The sequence below is a fragment of the Paenibacillus sp. P4_E11 genome (assembly GCF_056401635.1).
The window spans coordinates 13,477-32,636 of the sequence record NZ_JBFUIX010000074.1 but is presented as its reverse complement, the minus strand read 5'-3'; the positions used below and the strand labels follow the sequence as shown (position 1 = coordinate 32,636).

The following is a 19,160-nucleotide window of genomic DNA, read 5'->3' as shown; positions in this document are numbered from 1 at the left end:
GCACAATATGATTCATTGACAAAAATATCTTTTTCTATTATTTTTTCAATCTCTAGCCTTGGTTTATAATAATCTGAAAGAAAACAATCATTGGCTGGATACAAAGAACCTCTTTGAGTAAGAAGGTTTATTCTCGATAATTGACTTATCAAATCTTCTTTAAGATTTCCCTTTCTATACAAATTAAACAAATCTCGAATTGTTTGTAAGGCATTCTGGGTTGTTATATAACCATCGATTTTTGGTATAATAGTTTGAGTTATATAGGTAATATCTGTTTTTTCTTTTACTCCTAAACTCTCTAGCCAATGTCTGCTTTCTGAATCTTCGAGAAGCCAAATCTGCAAGTCTCGATGCAAAAAAGATAAGTCACTATTAGGATTATCCCAGTTTTGATCACCTGCTGTAGGAAAGCATACTTGATATGGATAATTAATACGATTCTTATGATCCCAAATAAATGGAAGTTTTATGAGTACTTCTTTTGAAAAATCTTTAACCTTATCAGATTCACAGATTTTCTTAAAATGTTTTATAAGTTCAATATTATAAGCTGTTGTATGTACATTAGTAAAATATGTCGAGGAGAGAAAAGGTTGGAGGTGCTTCCATTCAAAACATGAAGAACCGAGCCTTTTGAATTCATGGAAATAACCAGAATTTTCAGCAAATTGCTTAGAACAAACAATCTCTTTTGCTTTATCCTTATCAATAAACTCCTTAATAGGTTCTTCACCTATAAAGTTTTTCTCAGATAGATATGTAAAATCAACTATTGTTTCTTCAATTTTAATTAACTGTCCTTCTCTAGAAATAACAAACGGAATATTTTTTAGGGCATCTTTAATTCCCTCATTATATTTTTTCCCCAACTCGTCAGCGATGGTATCCTTAGGTATTAATTGATATGCTTGAAAATGAAATTCAGTATTCACTAATTTTGAGATCCACTTAAAAATCTCAATGGCAATTGTTTTAAAAAGCCACTGATTCCATTTTGAATCAGCATGAAGCGATTCACGATTAGCAGTGGTTAGAAAGCTTGTATTAACAAGTACTGGAAAAGAATATCTTGTTTCATCAGTTGGTAAATATGAATATAAAAGTTTTTCTTGATTAGAAAGTTTAGTAATACCGTCACTACCCACTTTGGCAGCTAACGATAACTCTATAGAATCAGCATTCAGTAATTTCTCGGGAATATTTCGTTCATCTTGTAGGGCAGCCTTTACATCCCTGGGGACTGTTAAACTTATAGTACTTATCAACCAATCTACTTTTGAACTGTTACCCTTCTTTAGAGTTATCCTATCATTTCCTATTGGATTGATTTCAACGGAAACTAATTCTGTTATATCAAAATTAATCACAGAGATATTTTTAAGAAATAAAAACATGTTTAAGTTCTGAGATAGACTTTGAGCAGCCTGACTCGTCTCATTCACATTCTTCATTTGAATTATCGTTGCAACATTTGCATCAATATCTTCAAGAAATTGATTAATTGGCTCTGAAACTTCTTTTACTTCTGTATATATCGGGATTATTTGCCAAGGAAATTGAAATTCTCGGTCATTATTTTTTTCCCATATTATCTTTGATTCTTCCCATTTCCACTCAAATGAATAGGAAGAATCAAATCTAAAATATTCATTTTTTGTAAATATCGTTACTTTATCAGATTGCCCAAAAACCGATTTAAAACCAATGCCTTTATAGCCTGTTTTCGTCAAATCTGATTTTTTGGTGCCATTATTTACATTACAAATTCCTTGAAGATCACGAGAAGTGAAGGGGTTCCCTGAATGAGCAACGACTAAGTTATCACCAAAAATTTTTATCCATACTTTAATAGCTTTACACTTTTGAGAAGAATCATCTGCATTTTGTAAAAGTTCATAAATAAATCGCTTTGAATCTGTATATAAGTCACCTGACAATGCATTAAGTGAACTTGCTTGGTTTACTGCTTGACTAGGGTTTGCATAGTTAGTGTTGTCTGAAAAAATTTTTTCAATGTCTGTTTTTAAACTCATTTTAATCTCCTTTCCGCCTCTATCGCTTGCGGCACATAAAAAATATTCCGTAAAACATAGCTCCAGTGTCGTTTTCACTGAGAACCCATGCATAGGGATTGAGATACAGTTCAATATACCTACAAAATAATGATAGCCCAATCCTTGATATAAATCCACGGAGTTTTCCCAATTCAAACAAATAAAAAGACTCCTACCAATTAGGAGTCTTGACTTAATTCTATAGTTTATAAAAGCACCTTATCCATCTACCAGACCTCCACCTCAACCCACATCATATCAATGAAATGACTGATCCACAGCTTCAAGTTAATCTTGATACCATCCCTACGGATTTCAATATCTCCAATGCTCGTGCAAAGTATCGTTTACTTTTGTTGGGTTGAAACCTTGGGAGATACCTTGCGCTCTTTAAAGTACCTGAGTTAAGCTAACAAATATAGCCCGAACCTAAAGCCCGAACTTAAGATAATTCGGGCAGTCAGGCTTTTTCAAACAGGTAAATGTGGCTTAAAACACTATTCCCTTACTAACAACACATAGTATTCAACATGCCTTGTAGATTAATCCATCTAGCTTAAGCGAACCTGCCACATCTCATTTTCGAACCATCAATATGACCGACTCCACATGTGTCGCATGAGGAAATAACCTTCTGACTGTGCAATGAGTTATTATCCTCTGTTGTCATGACTTGATTCCATTAAGTTAGTTGTTTATGTACCTGTACATTTACAATAACCATTAACCACTTGCGGGGAACAATACTCGTTATTTCACCCTCCCCCACCACCCCACAAGCTCAACCCGGTGCGTATACACCAAAATCACAAAACTGCCCAACCACACCCACAAAATTGCCACCGCAAACTCCCTCACAACCAAATAACCAAACACAAGCAGCATCCCACCCACAACCTGCAACCCATCCGCTTCCGCAGAAGCGACCTTCCCTCTCTTCACCCAACGCCCCACAACCAACAACAGCGCCAAGATCACAGCATACGCCAAAGAAACTTCAAACCCGGTCAACCCGCTCCATACCCCGAAGGTGACAGCAATAGCCTTGCCTCCTTTTCCACGAAGAAAGGGGGAGAAGGCATGACCCGCTAGGGGAGCTAGGGCAATCGGCACGATGGCGTAGCCTTGCCCATAGTCGCTCCCCATCACCAGGAGGATAGGAATGTACCCTTTACAGAAATCCAACACAATCCCGGCAAGGCCGAATTTGTACCCAGATGCTTTCCAGAGGTTCAGGGCGCCAGGATTCCCATCGCCAACGACCCTCAGATTTTGTCGCCTCCATTGACCGAGCCAGTACGAGAACATGAGCGAACCGGATAGAAAAGCACCCACCGTCAATAACAATAGGATCATCGGCCCCGCCTGCCTCCCACTTGGACGTGCCTTCCCTTCCACTTCACATGCCCCAGAACTACGACTTGATACACCGAATACAGCATAATCCCAAGGAAGAATAACGAAGACACCACATGCAGTACAGGCATGACGATCCCGAAGACACCCACATATCTGATGAAATAAAACAATTGCACCATATACAGCAGATAGCCGATCAACAAAGGCAAGGCCCACGAAGTCCCGGCAAAAATAAACACAGTTTCGGAAACAAGCAGTCCCACCACCCAGAGAGCTACAGGGATAATCGTCCACGGACTTAGCGTTGAGGTACTTAAGACGGCCCCTTTGCTAAAACCCTCGATCTCACTGCGGATACCCTGCGGGTACATACGGAACGAGACCAAGCCACACCCGATGAAGTTGGTGACCGGAACGCCGGCTTCTATGAATTTCGCGCCTAGGAACAGATCATCCAGCACTTCGGATTTGATGCTCTCATGACCGTTGATGTTCTCATAATCTTCCCTTATAGCCACGATGCAGGAACCGTAGAGGCCTTTCTTCAGGTTCTTCTTTTCAAAAATCGATGTAAACGCGAAGATGCCCAACACATTCGTGATCATGGCGAGCTTCTCATACAGCTTCTCGGTATGGTGATAAGGGACGACCGAGATGACGCCCTTCGCATGCTCCCGTGCCTGAATCAACGACGCCAGCGCATCAGTCGCTAGTCTAATATCGGCATCCAGGAAGGCGAACACATCGCCGGAAGCCTGCAAGTATCCATTCCAAACCGCCCAGCTCTTCCCTGTCCATCCCGGAGGGAGGCTGCTGTTGGCAATGACCTTGACCCCGTAGCTCTCCGCTATGTCTCTAGTCCGGTCATTCGAGAAATCATCCACAACGATGATCTCGTAGGGTTGAAATGTTTGCGACTGGAGAGACTCCAGAAGATGAGGCAGATTGCAGGCTTCGTTCCGAGTTGGAATTATAACGGACAGTTTCCGCATCCCCGGAACGGGCTTAGGAGACACGGCCAATGTATTGGTTCGGAACAGCAAGAATCCGGAGAGACATCCGACCAGCATGAGCATGAATAACCACATAGGCGCATCCCCCTTCATGCCTCTATGTATATGAGAGATCGGGCCTAATCATGAAAATATCGTATTTACACTCGTGTCGCTTTATAATAGGGTGATAGAATCATTTTAATTGTTGGCAAGGAGCTTCCTTATGATGAGTGCTAATCCTGCGTTAAACGATGAGCAATGGTGGCAGTTGCTTAAATATGTAGCTGCATCTTTCAATGAAGTTACCCTGAGTCGAGGGTTTCAATATTTCAAACAACAGTACGTCACCTCCCTGAACATTACGGAGAATCGGGTGATTCAAGCGAAGGTAACCGGCTCGGAGGACTATAACGTCACGCTCCAACTGGAACAGCTCAGATCCAGCTACTGTAATTGCCCAGTTCACACCTCTTGCAAGCATCTGGCAGCGGTGATGATGGAGCTTGCGGACCGCCTCGGGTACCCGGCTTCCCAGATTGTGAATGCCAAGCAACACCAGATGCGGATCGCTTCGACTCCCTCCACCGAGTCGCTGCTCAAACAATTGCCCACCATGGATGTATCCGGTTGGCATGAGTTTTTGAACCAAGCTACATCCCTTGTGAAGCCCGGTTATGATCAGGGCATGTATGCGGAAGCGCTGCGTTATCAGCTGCGTATTGTCCAGAAGGGCTCGATTCCTTTTACCGAGATGGACTGGATCTACTTCGAATTGCATCAACAATTGTTCATCCTTCGGAAGATCATCCAGCTGAGCGCTCAAGCCAGTGTAGCTCACTATACTTCCTATGCGCTGTATCGGATGTATGATGACGTTCATGACAAGCTGCAACAGAGTTCCACCCTGTTCAACTACACCCTCTCTACAGAGCGCCTGGAGCAAACGTTACGTTATATCAGGCAACTGATGGCAGAAGAGAAAGGGAATAAGTACCTCGATTATGGTCTGTATACGGCGATGTGGAGGTACTGGATCTCACCCCAGCCCGAGGCCAACACCTGGGTATCACAAGAGCTGAACGAGATCAACCAGCAGCAAGCTGCCTATTCGAACTCACCTTCTCTCGCGGCGGCCAAGGCGTTCCTGTACCTGCATCAATCCAAGAGCAGCGAAGCGTGGGCGGCGTTAGAAGCGGGCGATCTGTTGGCAAAAGCACCGGCGAGTCTATTCCTCCCGTTCCTGAATCTCCTGTCTAGTTCTCACGAATGGGGAGTTTTAGTAGATTGGTTGATGCGGACGGCCTCTCATTTCTATGCCCCAAGGGTCAAGGAACGCGAAGCCTATATAGGGTACTGGCAAGAAGCGGTTGCGCATGTTCCGGAAGCCGAGGAGCTGATGTGGAGCGTGCTGGAAGGGATGTTGCCCCATTCGACTCCGGTTATCGAGAATCTGCTGTACGAGCGGCACAACTGGAAGCCCTGGGTGGAGATGCAGATCCTTCTAGGACATGATCCCTTCCACCATCGGGTTAGTGTGCTGCAGCCCATCGAGAAAGAGGCGCCACACCTGCTGCTGCCTTACTACCATCAAGCCATCGAGTATTATGTCGCTCAGAAAAACCGGCAGGATTACAAGTTAGCGGTCAAGCTGTTGAAACGACTGGATAAGGTGTACAAGAAGATGAAACAGGTCGAACGCTGGGATCGCTTCTTCACCCGGTTCTTGGAACGACACAGTCGACTTCGGGCATTGCAAGAGGAACTGAAGAAAGGAAAGCTGTTGGAATGAGTGCGAAATTACGTGATATGTCACTGCATGCCCTGATAACGGATAGCGGGGATGCCTTGTTATGGGGGTTCCAGGATGGACGCGAAGTGTCTGGAGAGACTTTTCGCAAGTTATTGTTCGCCTGGCATGAGCCATCCTGCTATGGAACAACGCTAGAACTGCAACAGGCTGGGGAACTGATCGTGACGGTGCTCCCGGCGGAGATGGTGCTCCCCTTCTTCGCCGAGCCGAATTATATGGACATCATCCGCTGGGATGGCGGGAATGAAGGCGCGAAGGGATTGCTTGCAGCCGCGCCCCTTCTATACCAAGAGGCATTGGCAGGCCGATATACGCCCAGCTACAGCTCCTATCGGAACGGGAAGCTGCAGTGGACTTGGGAGGCGGATTCCGAGCAACTGGAACAACTGGATTGGGAGACACTCCATAGTCTGGACTCGCTAGGCAAGGGACTGTCCGGGTTGCGCTCGGCCTTCTCCGCTACGGTATCGCTGGCGCACTACGCGAACGAAGCGGCCGTAGCCGAGCTGCGGCGGGAGTATCCCGCGCTGTTCCAACGCCCTCAGTCGGCAGCCGTAACTGCTGCGATTACGGAGGAGGAGTGGCTCGTAGCGCTCGGCTGGAAGCCGGACACGGCGCCCTTCCGCCCTACTCTGCAGTTGCTAGAACCGGACGAAGAGCAGTACGATTGGCGCCTCCGTCTGGTGCTGCAGGATAAGAACGAAGGATCGGCCCTCGTGCCGATTCGCCTCGCTGCAGACGGGCATGCTTCCGGCGTCTGGACTCACGATTGGAGCCCTTACATCCGGGAGCGTTCTCCCGGATGGGCAGCCAGGCTCATCGCGGCGCTTCCGAGTGAGAGCAGCCGCGGTGAGCTGTTCGCCGAGCCGCTAAGCGACGAAGCCGCCTGGCACTTCCTGACCACGGACAGCCGCCGCTTGCTGAGTGACGGCTGGAACGTCATGCTGCCCGGCTGGTGGGAAGCTGCCTCGAAGCGGAAGCCTCGCCTGCGTGCGCAGGTTACGTCGGAGGCTGGCGGCAGAGGCCAGTCATTATTCGGGCTGAACGCCTTGGTCGACTTCGACTGGCGAATTGCGATCGGCGACGCGGATCTGAATGAAGCGGAATTCGCCGAGCTGCTCAGCCGTAAGGAACGGTTGATCCGCTTCCGTGGAGAATGGGTCCTCTTGGACCCTGCTCTGCTGGAGAAGATCCGCAGACTCATGGATGGCGTCAATCCGCAAGAAGGCATGTCCTTGCAGGATGTTCTTCAGTTGCACTTACTAAGCGAATCGGACCAAGGAAAGCCGTCTGAAAGTGGTCGTACTTCCCAAGAGGATGAAGAAGACGAGGAAGAGCGGCTCAAGCTGGAAGTGGAGCTGAACTCTCACCTCCTAGCGCTTCTCCGTCAACTCGGACAGCCGTCGGAATTAACAGAGCTGCCTGTACCGGATGGGCTGCGCGCGGAACTGCGCGGCTACCAGCGTGAAGGGTTCACTTGGCTGAGCCTTCTCCGATCGTTCGGGCTCGGTGCCTGTCTGGCCGATGACATGGGGTTGGGCAAGACCGTTCAATTCATCACTTACCTGCTACAGCACCGGGCAGAGTCGGAATACCCGGCCCTGCTCATCTGTCCCACTTCGGTGCTGGGCAACTGGCAGAAGGAGCTTGCCCGATTCGCGCCCGAGCTACGGGTTACGCTTCATTATGGGAAGGGCCGACTAACCCGTGAGGAGATTGCTGACGCTGTGAAAGATACAGACGTCGTCATCACCTCCTATGCGACTGCGCTGCTGGATCAGGAAGTGCTGCAGGAGATTGTATGGAACTCGCTCTGCCTGGACGAAGCCCAGAACATCAAGAACGCGCAGAACAAACAATCTGTCGCCGTCCGCTCGCTCCAAGCCCGGCACCGTGTTGCCCTGACCGGAACACCGATTGAGAATCGGCTGTCGGAGCTCTGGTCGATCTACGATTTCCTCAACCCTGGTTACCTGGGGAACCAGCGCGGATTCCAGCATCGCTTCGCCAATCCCATCGAGAAGCATCACGATGCGGAACGAACGGTGCAGCTCCAGAAGCTCGTCAAGCCGTTCATGCTGCGGCGCAAGAAAAACGATCCCGCCATCCAGCTTGATCTGCCGGAGAAGCAGGAGATGAAGGTGTATATCAACCTGACCGCCGAGCAAGGTGCGCTCTACGAGCAGTCAGTTAAGAATCTCATGGAGCGTATGAACAATCTGGAGGGCATTGAGCGGAAGGGAGCGATCCTCGCAGCCTTGACCCAGCTTAAGCAGCTATGCGACCACCCTATCCTGCTCACCAAGGAAGCCGCGCCACCGGAGGAAATCCTACAGGTCGAAGAGCATCGGGAAGATTTCGTCACACGATCCGCGAAGCTGGAGCGACTCGTCGCCATGGTCGACGAACTCCGCGACGAGGGCGATTCCTGCTTGATCTTTACCCAGTATGTAGGTATGGGTCGCATGTTGGCCGACGTGCTGCGGGTGCATCGGGGGGAGCCCGTGCTGTACCTGAACGGCAGCACGCCTAAGACGGAGCGTGACAAGATGATCGACACATTCCAGGCGATCGCTGGAACGGGCCCCGGTATCTTCGTCCTATCGCTGAAGGCTGGCGGAGTCGGCCTCAACCTAACGGCAGCCAATCACGTGTTCCACTTCGACCGTTGGTGGAACCCGGCTGTCGAAAACCAAGCGACCGACCGCGCCTATCGGATGGGACAGAAGCGCAATGTGCAAGTGCACAAGTTCATTAGCCTCGGTACGCTGGAGGAGAAGATCGATGAGATGCTGGAGAGCAAGATGAGCTTGAGTGAGAACATCATCTCCACATCTGAAGGTTGGATTACGGAGCTCTCGAACGAGGAGCTGCGCGATCTGTTCACGCTTCGACAATCGTGGTAATATACAACAGCCCTCTCGGAGTCCGAGAGGGCTGCTGTCCGTCTATGCGATCAGTCTATGCGGTACGTCCAGAATCGTTCGGTCCCGAACCGATCCTGGAATTCCTGGGCTTCCCAGTTCTTGCTGCCTAACAATTCAGCGGCCTGGAATTGGGAGCGATGCGCCTGGATGGATTCCATCTTGGTCTTCAGGAATGGTTTAACATCATGAATCACATCCGGCTTCCCGATTGCTTCCTCATGATTTTTGGAAAAAGCCATACAGTGTACGGGCGGCCTTCGGTCTATAGGCAGCCTGGCAACCGTCCGAACGACCGCTGCCCCACAGGCATCATGGTCGGGATGGACGCTGTAACCGGGATAGAACGTGATGACTAGCGTAGGTTCAAGCTCTTGCAAGAGAGCGTCGATTCGACTATCCAACAAGTCCTGGTCCTCGAATTCGATCATTTTGTCATGGAATCCAAGCATTCTTACATCCTGGATGCCAATAGCACGGCAGGACGCTTCCAGCTCTTGCTTGCGGATGGCCGGGAGTGTAACCCGAGTGGCGAATGGCGGAATGCCCATATTCCGGCCCATCTCTCCCAAGGTCAGACAGGCATATGTAACTTGAGCTCCGTTCTGGATATGCATAGCGAGTGTTCCTGCAACACCGAAGGCCTCGTCATCCGGGTGCGGCAATACTACAAGGATGCGTCGTTCCATAGCAATCATCTCCTCTCCCCTTAGAAGGGCGTCCGGCTTAGTTGCAAGGCTACTACTAGCTTGCCCTGATTGTCATGGCCGGCCATGATCAGTCGTTCGGTGTCATCTGCTTCATAGTGCGTAAGCCCTTCCGAATAAACCCAGCCCTGCTCCATCTTCAAGCCAACCCGATACGGTCCGTTGCCGGAAATCGATCCTTGGGAGTACCGAATTCGCGCATTAGATATGAAGGTAGCGGCCGGATGCTTGGAACTATCCAGATGAGCGGCGTAGGCTCCCGTTGTCATCTCCAGATGGATGTACAGCTCTTGATCCTGGAGAGTATCAATCCTTTGTTGGACTTCCGATTGTTGAATGAATTGCATCTTGCATTCCTCCTTTACTTGAGCTTGTGCTGCTTACCTCTACCTTATACGTTGTCGGGTGCGGCTTCCCGGATCAGCCCATTACCACGGATATCCAGGAGAGCATACGCTTCCCCTACCATATCGGCGTCTTTCCCGAATAGATGCGTAGACGTAATCCCGCTCTCCCCGGTCACATGATTCAATTGATGGACCATGAACTCCGAGTTGCATAATACGACTACTTTATTACTGAACTCCGTTAAATTCTGCTGAAAGACGACGGCCCGCTCTGCAACCTCAGGCGAATACACAACAGGCTCCCCATCAGCTGCCTTCATGTCTCTATGATCGACAAATATATTTAATTCACCCTTGCCATAAGCTGAACAAATCCCGAGCAGCGTATTCGACATGTGATCCACATTCGGTCCGGTAAGCAATCCATGCACTTGAAAGGACAAGATCCGCTTGTCAGGGTCCAGTTGGTATTTAAACCGCTCCGCGAACGACACGGTAAAATCCTTCTGTTGATAAGCAGGGTTGGCCGACAATCGCTCGTTAGAAAACATATACGCTACCGATACATTCAGGGCGGAAGCAATCTTCTCGATATTCATTATACTGATATTCCGTTCTCCTCGCTCGACCCCGCTTACATAAGTCCGATCCAGCCCAGACCGATAAGCTAACATCTCCTGAGAGATTCCGCTGCGCGCTCTTAATTCCCTTACACGTTGTCCGAACTCGGACCGAATGCCACTCACGAATACTGCCTCCCTGTCGGTTCTCTCTTAATTTAACCAAATTATGGGTCGAATTATGTTGTATTTTGTATATCTTAGGATCGATGTGACTTAAAGTCAACAGATTTCCAGCCATTCCTCTGATAAGATCGTCCTATATAGTCAGGTCTTGTCACCTACATATGCTAACTTAACTTATTTGCGAAAGGACGATGAACGAGTGAAAAAGCAGTTAACTATTTTATTGGCAATTCTATTAATGTTAAGCATCACGCCTGCTGCCTATGCAGGTATGGGTTCCGGTACTGCACCGCCCTCTGATCTCAAGTATCTACCCTATGCCGAAGTTGGCGAGTTGAGCGAGGGGCTAGCGTCGTATTTCAAGCTAGGCACTACAGCAGATTCATATGGGTTTATCAACACAACAGGACAAGTAGCGATCGAGGCCATCTATGAGGATGTCAAGCCTTTCAGCGAAGGTTTGGCAGCTGTCAAATTGAATGGCAAATGGGGATTTATCGACAAATCCGGTAAGGAAGTGATCCAGCCCCAATACGCCAACGCCTATACATTCAGCGAAGGTCTGGCACCGGTGGAGAAGGACGGGAAAGTCATCTATATCGACCCAACAGGCAAAGAAGTCATCCAAACCGCATATAAAGACGTGTACATCTTCCACGATGGACTTGCTGGCGTGAAGGAGAACGGCAAATGGGGATTTATCGACAAGACCGGTAATCTGACCATTAAGCCGCAATACGATGACGCGTACAACTTCAGCGAAGGTGTTGCTGCGGTAGAAGTGAACGGGAAGTGGGGCTTTATCGACACGAAGGGTCAATTCGTGATTCAGCCGCAGTACAAGCATGCTCATCCTCTCCGTGAGGGCTTGGCAGCCGTTAAGACGGACGATTTCTGGGGATTCATCGACGGAACAGGTCGCGTAGTCATCAAACCTCAGTTTCCAGAGGTCTATACTACATTTGTTGAAGGCTTGGCATTGGTTGGGAAGAACGTAGAAATTCTTAGCGCCCAAGGCAAAGAGTTCAAATATATCCAGAATGGGTATATCGATAAGAATGGTAAAGAAGTACTCGGCTTCGAGGATGACTTCTCGGGAAGCACGTTCGACCAAGGCATTGCGGTTGCAGCAGACGGTGGACAAGGCAGCTTCTACTTCATCCGGAACCCTCTTCTTGGTTCAGGATCACAACCTACTGTACCTACTTTACCTGCTAAACCTGCTGTACCCGGTACACCTGATGTACGTGAAGTGCACTTCATAACCAAAGAGGGCGGCTATGTAACGGTCACCAATGTTGTAGCCGACGAACCGATTATTGATGAAGGTGCCGGTACGGGCGACGTCCTCTTCGTCGCTAACGCTCCTGTATCGATCACCGTGCATGGCAATGACTTCAAGCCGCTGGGCAAGGAAGCTGTGCTCTACTTGCCGGAAGCCAAGTTCATCAATGGCACGGTTGAGATTGGTGACGTACATGATCCTATCAAGCTGACGAATAACACAGCAACCCTTACCAAACCAGGCGTTTATATTGTGGGCGGTAGATTCGGGGCGGAATTCTCAGCCGACAATACAGCTTCATTCGTGATCGAGGTACTAGGCGACTCTACCACTGCGCCTCAACTTACAAGCGCATCAGCCATACCAACAGCATCCAAGGTTCTGGTGAATGGCACAGAGACATCGTTCGAAGCCTACAACATTGATGGTAACAACTACTTCAAGCTGCGTGATCTTGCCAAGGCTGTGAATGGAACGGCCAAGAACTTCGAAGTTGGCTTCGATGCAGGCAAGAATGCGATTAATCTGACATCTGGCAAAGCTTATACATCTGTAGGTGGAGAACTTGCCGTATCTCAGAGTCCGACCACCAAAGAAGCTAAGCCATCCAGCTCCAAGCTATATCTGGACGGTCATGAAGTTCAGCTGATCGTCTACAATATTGATGGCAATAACTACTTCAAGCTGCGGGATATTGCCCGTGTCATTAACTTCAATGTTACCTTCGATATCAAGAGCAGCACGGTAGGGATCGATACGTTGTCTGTGTACAAGAACGAATAAGCTTGTCATGTACGAAAAGGCTCATGGGGAGATGTTCTCTCCATGAGCCTTTTCACCTTATTTCGGCTTACGCGGGTGAATCCATAATAAGTACATGGCAATGGATAGCAGATAAGCCACGAGAGTAGCGAGCCAGTAGTAGCGGAATGACACATGGTCGACCACATCGAAGTTCATCCCGAATAAGGACGTCACCGCGCCGAAGGGCAGGAATATAAAGGTCACGATGGCGATGCCTTTCTGGAACCGATCCGCTCGCTCCTTCTCGGCCAGCTGCATGAACGAGGATAGCGACTCCATCTCGAAGTGAAGCTCCTGAAGCAGCTCTTCGATCTTCAGCACTTGGCGCATAGAGCCATAGAGCTTGTCCTGGTGGGTGACATTGGACACTTGCACGAAGGTCGAACGCAGCTTGAAGCGAACTAGCTTCAAGTGCAAATTCGTAGCCTTCCTGACCTGCTTCGACGGCTCGCTAGTCAGCTTATCGAAGTTACGCGACAACTCAGCGGCTTCGATCGATAGGAGCAGCAACCCGTACCGTTGGTGAAGCGCCAGGAGATACATGTATAGGTAGGTTCGCTCCAGATTCGTGGCATAACCTTCGTCGAAGAAGGCATTCGTCGCATGCGCTTGTTGACCGGATTGTGGACCTACAGTCTCCACAATGTTAGCCAGTCCCTCGAGTGAAATCCCCCAGTGGCTATTCTCGAACAGCGGGACGACCTCCGGGTTCATATCCGTGCTCATTTCCTCCGGACTGGGCAAGTACGAATCCTTGAACGCACGCCGCGCTCGGAACAACGCCTTGCTTAGCAGCGTCCGGTCCGCAACAGGTTCTGCCAACCTGGTCGTGCTGAATAAGAGTCCCTTCACCGGCTTGTCCATCCGACCCTCGAAGAACGTCTTCACCCCGAGGGCGTCCATGATCGGTGCAAGCACATCATGCAGCTTGAATGCCTTCCGATCCCCCTGAGACGGACCCGTACGATAGACGAGCTCGATGTCGCGCTGTTGGAATTTTTTCAAATAATAATTCGCTTCCGTTACTTGCTCCATGGTCATGTTCCCCTTGAAGCTTACTCTCATCGTAACGAACCCGACTTGGGACTCGAATAAGATCAGGTCTACCTCTTCTATGCTCAGATTAGCCAGCACATGATCCTTATGCAGCAATTGGCAACCTGTATTCGGATTGGGCGGCAACTGGTAGGTGCGGCGCTGCTCTTGCTTGAGCACGAACTTGGTCCCGATCGCGCCGGATTCGTCCCCCTCCCCACGCTTCACCAGACCGTCAATATGATCGAAGAAATGGTGATTCCGCGTCTCCGCTCGATCGTCCTCTATAAAATGCTGCTTGTTCACCTTCTCCAGGGTCATCGGCAATGGGTCCCGAAAACCGAAGGGAACGATGATGTAGGTCGTCTGGTTCTGGACCCGAATCTGTTCTTGCATACCGCTCACTCCTCACTCCCCCTCCTCTTCTAAGATACACTAGTAACAACGGAAGCCGCCGGGATTCGCCCTTCGGAGTCAGAATCATTATCTGCCGCATGCCGAAGCTGCTCTACGATTGCCAGCAGTCTGTCGACGGTTACGATCTCACTCTCATCACCCAGTTGAGATTTGATAGAACGATAGAGCGGGAGCCGAGGATGGCTCGTCTTTAACTGCCCAATAGCTTCAGATAGGGTTACAAGGCTAGGATTGTCCGTATGGATGTAACAGACTAGGCTCGGCAGAAGATCATTCTTCATCTGGATCAGATGAGGCAGCCCTTGTCCGCAGTAAGCTACCGCTTCAATAGACTGGAGCAGCTCCCACGAGAACGGACCCAGCATCTGATCATCCATGTAGATATGGAGGGCGCAGCCGTCGAATTCATAAGACCCTTCTTGGCCAAAATGTTTGATCGTCTGCTGACCTAATCTTCGCTTGAATCCCTCTCGCCCAAGCTCTTCCTGTAATGCGTGTTCCAAGTCGGCAGCGAGCTGCAGGAGTGGTTGTAATGAAATGTTGTCAATCCCCTCCATCCCTGTGAAGGGATGCCCGAACGCCTCCCATGCTTCCTGCGCCAGCGCGGTAGGCTTCCAATCATAACGAGTCTCCTTGTTCACCCTTTCCCTGCATTTAAGAATAACGAAGGGATGGGGCAGATGATCGAACTCTACCAGGAACCCGTGGGTATATTCTACCTTCGTCTCCAGGATCTGAGTAACTTTCTCTACATTCACATTGAAGATACTCTCATCCCCCCGAGCCTTGTACCGTTCGATTACCTGCTCCAGCTGCTGCAGCGTGTCGACCGATAAATGAGCGTTAGGACGAATCATAGGGTAAGGCAATCGGGTCTGCGTCGGACGGACAAGCGAGGAAGCAGGTTGAATCATCTCCCTGGGCACTAGCGATCCGCGTATGGAGTCGGCCTGAACCTTTTGACGAATCAAATATTGCTTGTAATTGACTCCCGTCTCAGCTGATAAGATGCCGAGCTCCGTAAGGGAGCTCTCCTGGATATGTCCATACCCGTGTAACACTTCCAGGATGCGATTCGTATAGTTAACCGGAAGTCCCATAACGTCACAAATCTGTTCGGGCTGCCGAAGTCCTGCGCGAACCAACAGAAGAACGGTATGCTCAATCGTATCGAATTCCTCACCCGCTTGCTCGAGCAGCTCCAGATCCAGCGTTGCAATCGGATAGTAGACCGGAGCAAATTGACGAAGTCGCCCACCCTTGAACAGCTGAGGATACTTATGGTAAAAGTCCTTCAACGCCATCTCGGCTATCTGCGAGGGCAATCGCTGCGACCCTTTCCCTGTATGTCGTTGATCACGTTGATCACGTTGATCCTTGCTCAACATCTGTTCACTCATGAGAGACTCCCTTTACATGCTGTAGTTGACGTGAAACCTGCTCAGACGGCATCAATTGACCGTTGCCCTGCTGCAGATGTGACAGAAGGAGCTGCATGAAGGCGGCGAATTCCTTCTCACTCGTCCCCGCCCTCGGCTTCCCATCCTCATTCAATTGATTCGGATCTTCATACTCACAAGCCGCGAAGAAATCCAGATCACCGATTAAGATGAGCTGTTGCTGGCAACGCGAGAGCGCCACGTTCAAGCGACGTAATTCCTTGATGAATCCAATTCGTTCCCGGCTCGGAGCGTTAGAATTGCTTCGTACGCAGCTGTACAGAATGATCGGCCGTTCCTGACCTTGGAAGCTGTCGAGAGAAGCAACTAACTCTCCGATCGTCTCCTTCCGCAACCCTGGAATCCGTTTGCCGACGAGATCACGCAGCACTTTGACTTGAGCGTTATACGGTGTAATAATCCCAATCTCCTCGGGTTGAAAATTCCTTCCACCGGTCACGAACTTGCGACTCTTCGGATTCAACGTATCCGGATTCACCGTCGATAAGGCGAGCTCCAGTAGTTGGACGGCCAGCTCGGCCTCATACGAATTCGAGGAGCCCTCATTCTTGACCTTAGTTTCCATCCGTCTACTGCTGTCGGACGTGGTAACCACAGCGAACGGACTATTGAACAGTGCAGGAAGGACAGTTTCCATGCCTCGCTTGCCGCTGAAGGACTTATATTGGCCCTCATAGAACCATTCCGACAGAAGATCCGCTATCTCTCCCGGCATACGGTACTGGGTATCAAGTAGAACCTTATGTTCCGGCTCGAACCGCTGATATAGATATTCGAAGAAGCTCATGGACAGCAAGGAAGCGTCAACGGAATTCTCCTCGCACCTGCGTTTGATATCTGGATCTTCAATGGGTGGAATTTGCAAATGATCGCCTAACATGATTACCTTGGACGAGCGGCTCATAGGGACGATGGCATTGTGAATTTGGATTTGTCCCGCTTCATCAATGATCGTGACGTCGAATTCAATGTCCTGGAATCTTTGTTGGCTGTTAATGCCAATACAGGTGGCGCCGACGAGATCGACGGCATCAAGTACGACTTGAGCAAGCGCATAGTTTTTTTTCATTTGCAAGTACATCTGCCATTGCTGTACCGCTTCACGGATTCGACCTAGCGCAGTCCTGCGACGAATCGTCTCCTGCAGACAAGCTTGAAGTTCTCCTCTAACACGATCGTCATCCCCCTCCAGCACGGGTTGTGCAATATCCGGCAAGTAGGATTGCAAACTTATGTCGGATTGGAGCAAATCGCGGAGCACCCGCCATTCGGAATCCGCGGAATGCCATCGTGCTTTCAACTGGATCATAGCTTCCTGCTCAAGGGTATTCAGCAACTGATCGTACAGCCTATTGTATCGTTCCGTTAGCTCCGCTTCCGCTAGTTGTCCGGTTCGATATTGCTCGTGAAGCTGAACTAACCGTTTCTTGCGTAGATGTTGGGCGGGATAGCTTATGATCTTCATCAGCTTATTCGCTTGCTCGTACTGACCTATGCCATTCAACAACTCTTGGAGCTGATCTGATAAATCGGTAACCTGCTCCACCGTACTTGTATATTGTTGGTGTATTTCCTGCAAGGCAGGTAGGTGAGCTTGGGTGATCTCGTTGTATTGACCTTGAAGCTGGTCCCTACTCTTCGTGTACTCGCCCCAGCAAGCTTGCGCTAGTACGACCCGCTGCTGGTGCTGGTCCAGTAGCTGTTCATCTGAGTCCATGTATTGGAAATGCTTCTGAACAGCCGAAGTAATGCGCTGCTGTAACTCATACGTCCTCTTCTCGAACATGAGGTGTTGGACGTTGGATTGCACCTTGTCCTCGTTCCCTACACGGATGATCTCAATGCCAGATTCCTCGGCAAGCCGTTCCAGTACATTGTCGACGGCTTTATTGTTCTGGGACGAGATCAAGACCCGCTTCCGTTCCGTCTTAACAAAATATTTCACCCATTCGAGAATAACGGTCGTTTTCCCCGTACCTGGTGGCCCTAGGACAAGCAAGACGTCTTGGGACTGAATTCCCTTCACAATGGCATCGATCTGACTTTCATTCGGTGGATAAGGCATCGCTCGCAATCGAGAGATGACGTCCGAGACGTCCTTATTCGCATACGGCAGACAAGTATAGGTGCCTATCGCGTCCTGGAAATATTGAGCCTTACTTGTACCCTTCCTGATGTCCTCAATTACCGCTTCACGAACCTCGCGCTGGATCGGATTATAGTCAAGTGAGAGGAGACCAACCTCACTCAAGTCTGCATCGTTAAATTTCTCTTCGAAGAGGACCGTAGCTGCCACAGGGGCAACATCCTCTTCAATATGGGAGATGGAGCCACTTATACGGGTCCCTTCTCCAAGCTCTACAACGACCTTCGTATTCTTCTTAAACGCTCTCTTGTCATACTCATCGAACAAGAATCGATAGGCAACCTTCTCGACGCGAGTATGATCGGAGACGCTCTCTCTATGCGAATAATACAGCTGGGAGCCGGACTGTGCTGCGATCTGCTGAAGCTCATCTTCGGCCAGATTGTAGAACTCGGCCTGGTCGAGCAGCCGCTCCAAGTGATCCTCTTCTTCGAACTCGTCCTCATACTCTTCTTCCCAGTCGTCCTCTTCTGTGGACTCCACTTGGTCCTGGTCGTCTGTGTTGCCTTCCTCTTCTTGCCACAGCAGTTGGGTGAGACCGTCGGATATGATGTTAAACTGTCTAATCGCTTCTCCTGTATCCGGTCCCGGGGTATTCGAGAGAATCTGGTTATCTTTCCAGAGGACGGCCCCTTTGGCGGAAACCAGCTTAATCGAGTAGCGCAAGAACAGGTTTTGTATCTTGATCGACTTTCTCCTGACACGCGTGATCACCAAGTAATTCTCTTCGGACAAAACACAAGTAAGCACGACCTCGTCCGTGAGGATGCTGAACAAGCCGCGTCTGCCGCTCTTCTCCTTCATCACGAGAAATACGTGCATTTGACTAATCTGATCGATTAACGCTTGCGGGTTGCAATTCAGTTCCGCCGTATGAGCGAAAAACTTGTTCGTGCATGCAAACGGGATTCTAGCTTCTGTACTAACCGTCTCTTCGTCGGAAAATAAATAGATTTGATTCGTTAGCAAGCTGAATTAACTCCTCTGCTGTAGGGATCACCGGATGTATTAGCGTAAGCTTCTCAGGCAATGGTTCACTAGAGAACGTTAGGAGCTTCGGAACAATCC

The 19,160-nt window shown here is 49.4% G+C and carries 12 protein-coding genes; 3 read left to right on the top strand and 9 right to left on the bottom strand.

Annotated features, from left to right (window positions below):
- The 3 genes from AC1DWB_RS23710 to AC1DWB_RS23700 all read right to left on the bottom strand — a co-directional run.
- Positions 1-2,036, bottom strand: a 2,036-nt coding sequence (locus AC1DWB_RS23710) for a sacsin N-terminal ATP-binding-like domain-containing protein (protein ID WP_477543565.1), incomplete at its 3' end; no start/stop codon positions are given.
- A 771-nt stretch (positions 2,037-2,807) separates the two neighbouring features.
- On the bottom strand, positions 2,808-3,413 hold the full coding sequence (locus tag AC1DWB_RS23705; protein WP_477543564.1) for a glycerol-3-phosphate acyltransferase: 606 nt from the start codon (positions 3,411-3,413) through the stop codon (positions 2,808-2,810).
- Positions 3,410-4,504, bottom strand: a complete 1,095-nt coding sequence (locus tag AC1DWB_RS23700) for a glycosyltransferase (RefSeq protein ID WP_477543563.1) — start codon at positions 4,502-4,504, stop codon at positions 3,410-3,412. Before AC1DWB_RS23700 ends, AC1DWB_RS23705 begins: the two co-directional genes overlap by 4 nt.
- Positions 4,505-4,634: 130 nt before the next feature.
- On the opposite strand from AC1DWB_RS23700, the gene AC1DWB_RS23695 reads away from it, so the two are divergent.
- Together AC1DWB_RS23695 and AC1DWB_RS23690 are read left to right on the top strand one after the other, a co-directional pair.
- Complete coding sequence (locus AC1DWB_RS23695; protein ID WP_477543562.1) at positions 4,635-6,200, top strand: SWIM zinc finger family protein; 1,566 nt, start codon at positions 4,635-4,637, stop codon at positions 6,198-6,200.
- A complete protein-coding gene (locus tag AC1DWB_RS23690; RefSeq protein WP_477543561.1) occupies positions 6,197-9,127 on the top strand; it encodes a DEAD/DEAH box helicase in 2,931 nt (976 codons plus the stop codon). Before AC1DWB_RS23695 ends, AC1DWB_RS23690 begins: the two co-directional genes overlap by 4 nt.
- 50 nt (positions 9,128-9,177) lie before the next feature.
- Here AC1DWB_RS23690 and bshB2 read toward each other — a convergent pair whose 3' ends face one another.
- From bshB2 to AC1DWB_RS23675, 3 genes are read right to left on the bottom strand one after another with little or no spacing between them, the layout of a single operon-like run.
- Positions 9,178-9,834: a bacillithiol biosynthesis deacetylase BshB2 gene (gene bshB2 / locus AC1DWB_RS23685; protein ID WP_477543560.1), complete on the bottom strand. Its 657-nt coding sequence runs from the start codon at positions 9,832-9,834 to the stop codon at positions 9,178-9,180.
- A gap of 20 nt (positions 9,835-9,854) precedes the next feature.
- The gene (locus tag AC1DWB_RS23680; RefSeq protein ID WP_477543559.1) at positions 9,855-10,199 is read right to left on the bottom strand and encodes a YojF family protein; all 345 of its coding nucleotides are present in this window, start codon (positions 10,197-10,199) and stop codon (positions 9,855-9,857) included.
- A 44-nt stretch (positions 10,200-10,243) separates the two neighbouring features.
- Positions 10,244-10,945 carry a helix-turn-helix domain-containing protein gene (locus AC1DWB_RS23675; RefSeq protein WP_477543558.1) on the bottom strand — a complete coding sequence of 234 codons (702 nt, stop codon included), beginning with the start codon at positions 10,943-10,945 and terminating at the stop codon, positions 10,244-10,246.
- Positions 10,946-11,144: 199 nt separating this feature from the next.
- On the opposite strand from AC1DWB_RS23675, the gene AC1DWB_RS23670 reads away from it, so the two are divergent.
- Positions 11,145-13,013 (top strand): WG repeat-containing protein, encoded by a 1,869-nt coding sequence (locus AC1DWB_RS23670; RefSeq protein ID WP_477543557.1) that lies wholly within the window; start codon positions 11,145-11,147, stop codon positions 13,011-13,013.
- Positions 13,014-13,070: 57 nt separating this feature from the next.
- Here AC1DWB_RS23670 and AC1DWB_RS23665 read toward each other — a convergent pair whose 3' ends face one another.
- Genes AC1DWB_RS23665 through AC1DWB_RS23655 form a run of 3 tightly spaced genes read right to left on the bottom strand, consistent with a single transcriptional unit; the run spans position 13,071 to position 19,061 of the window.
- Complete coding sequence (locus AC1DWB_RS23665) at positions 13,071-14,465, bottom strand: CorA family divalent cation transporter (protein WP_477543567.1); 1,395 nt, start codon at positions 14,463-14,465, stop codon at positions 13,071-13,073.
- A gap of 29 nt (positions 14,466-14,494) precedes the next feature.
- On the bottom strand, positions 14,495-15,886 hold the full coding sequence (locus AC1DWB_RS23660; RefSeq protein WP_477543556.1) for a hypothetical protein: 1,392 nt from the start codon (positions 15,884-15,886) through the stop codon (positions 14,495-14,497).
- Positions 15,879-19,061 carry a DEAD/DEAH box helicase gene (locus AC1DWB_RS23655; RefSeq protein ID WP_477543555.1) on the bottom strand — a complete coding sequence of 1,061 codons (3,183 nt, stop codon included), beginning with the start codon at positions 19,059-19,061 and terminating at the stop codon, positions 15,879-15,881. The genes AC1DWB_RS23660 and AC1DWB_RS23655 overlap by 8 nt, the downstream gene beginning before the upstream one ends.
- Between the last annotated feature and the right edge of the window lie 99 nt (positions 19,062-19,160).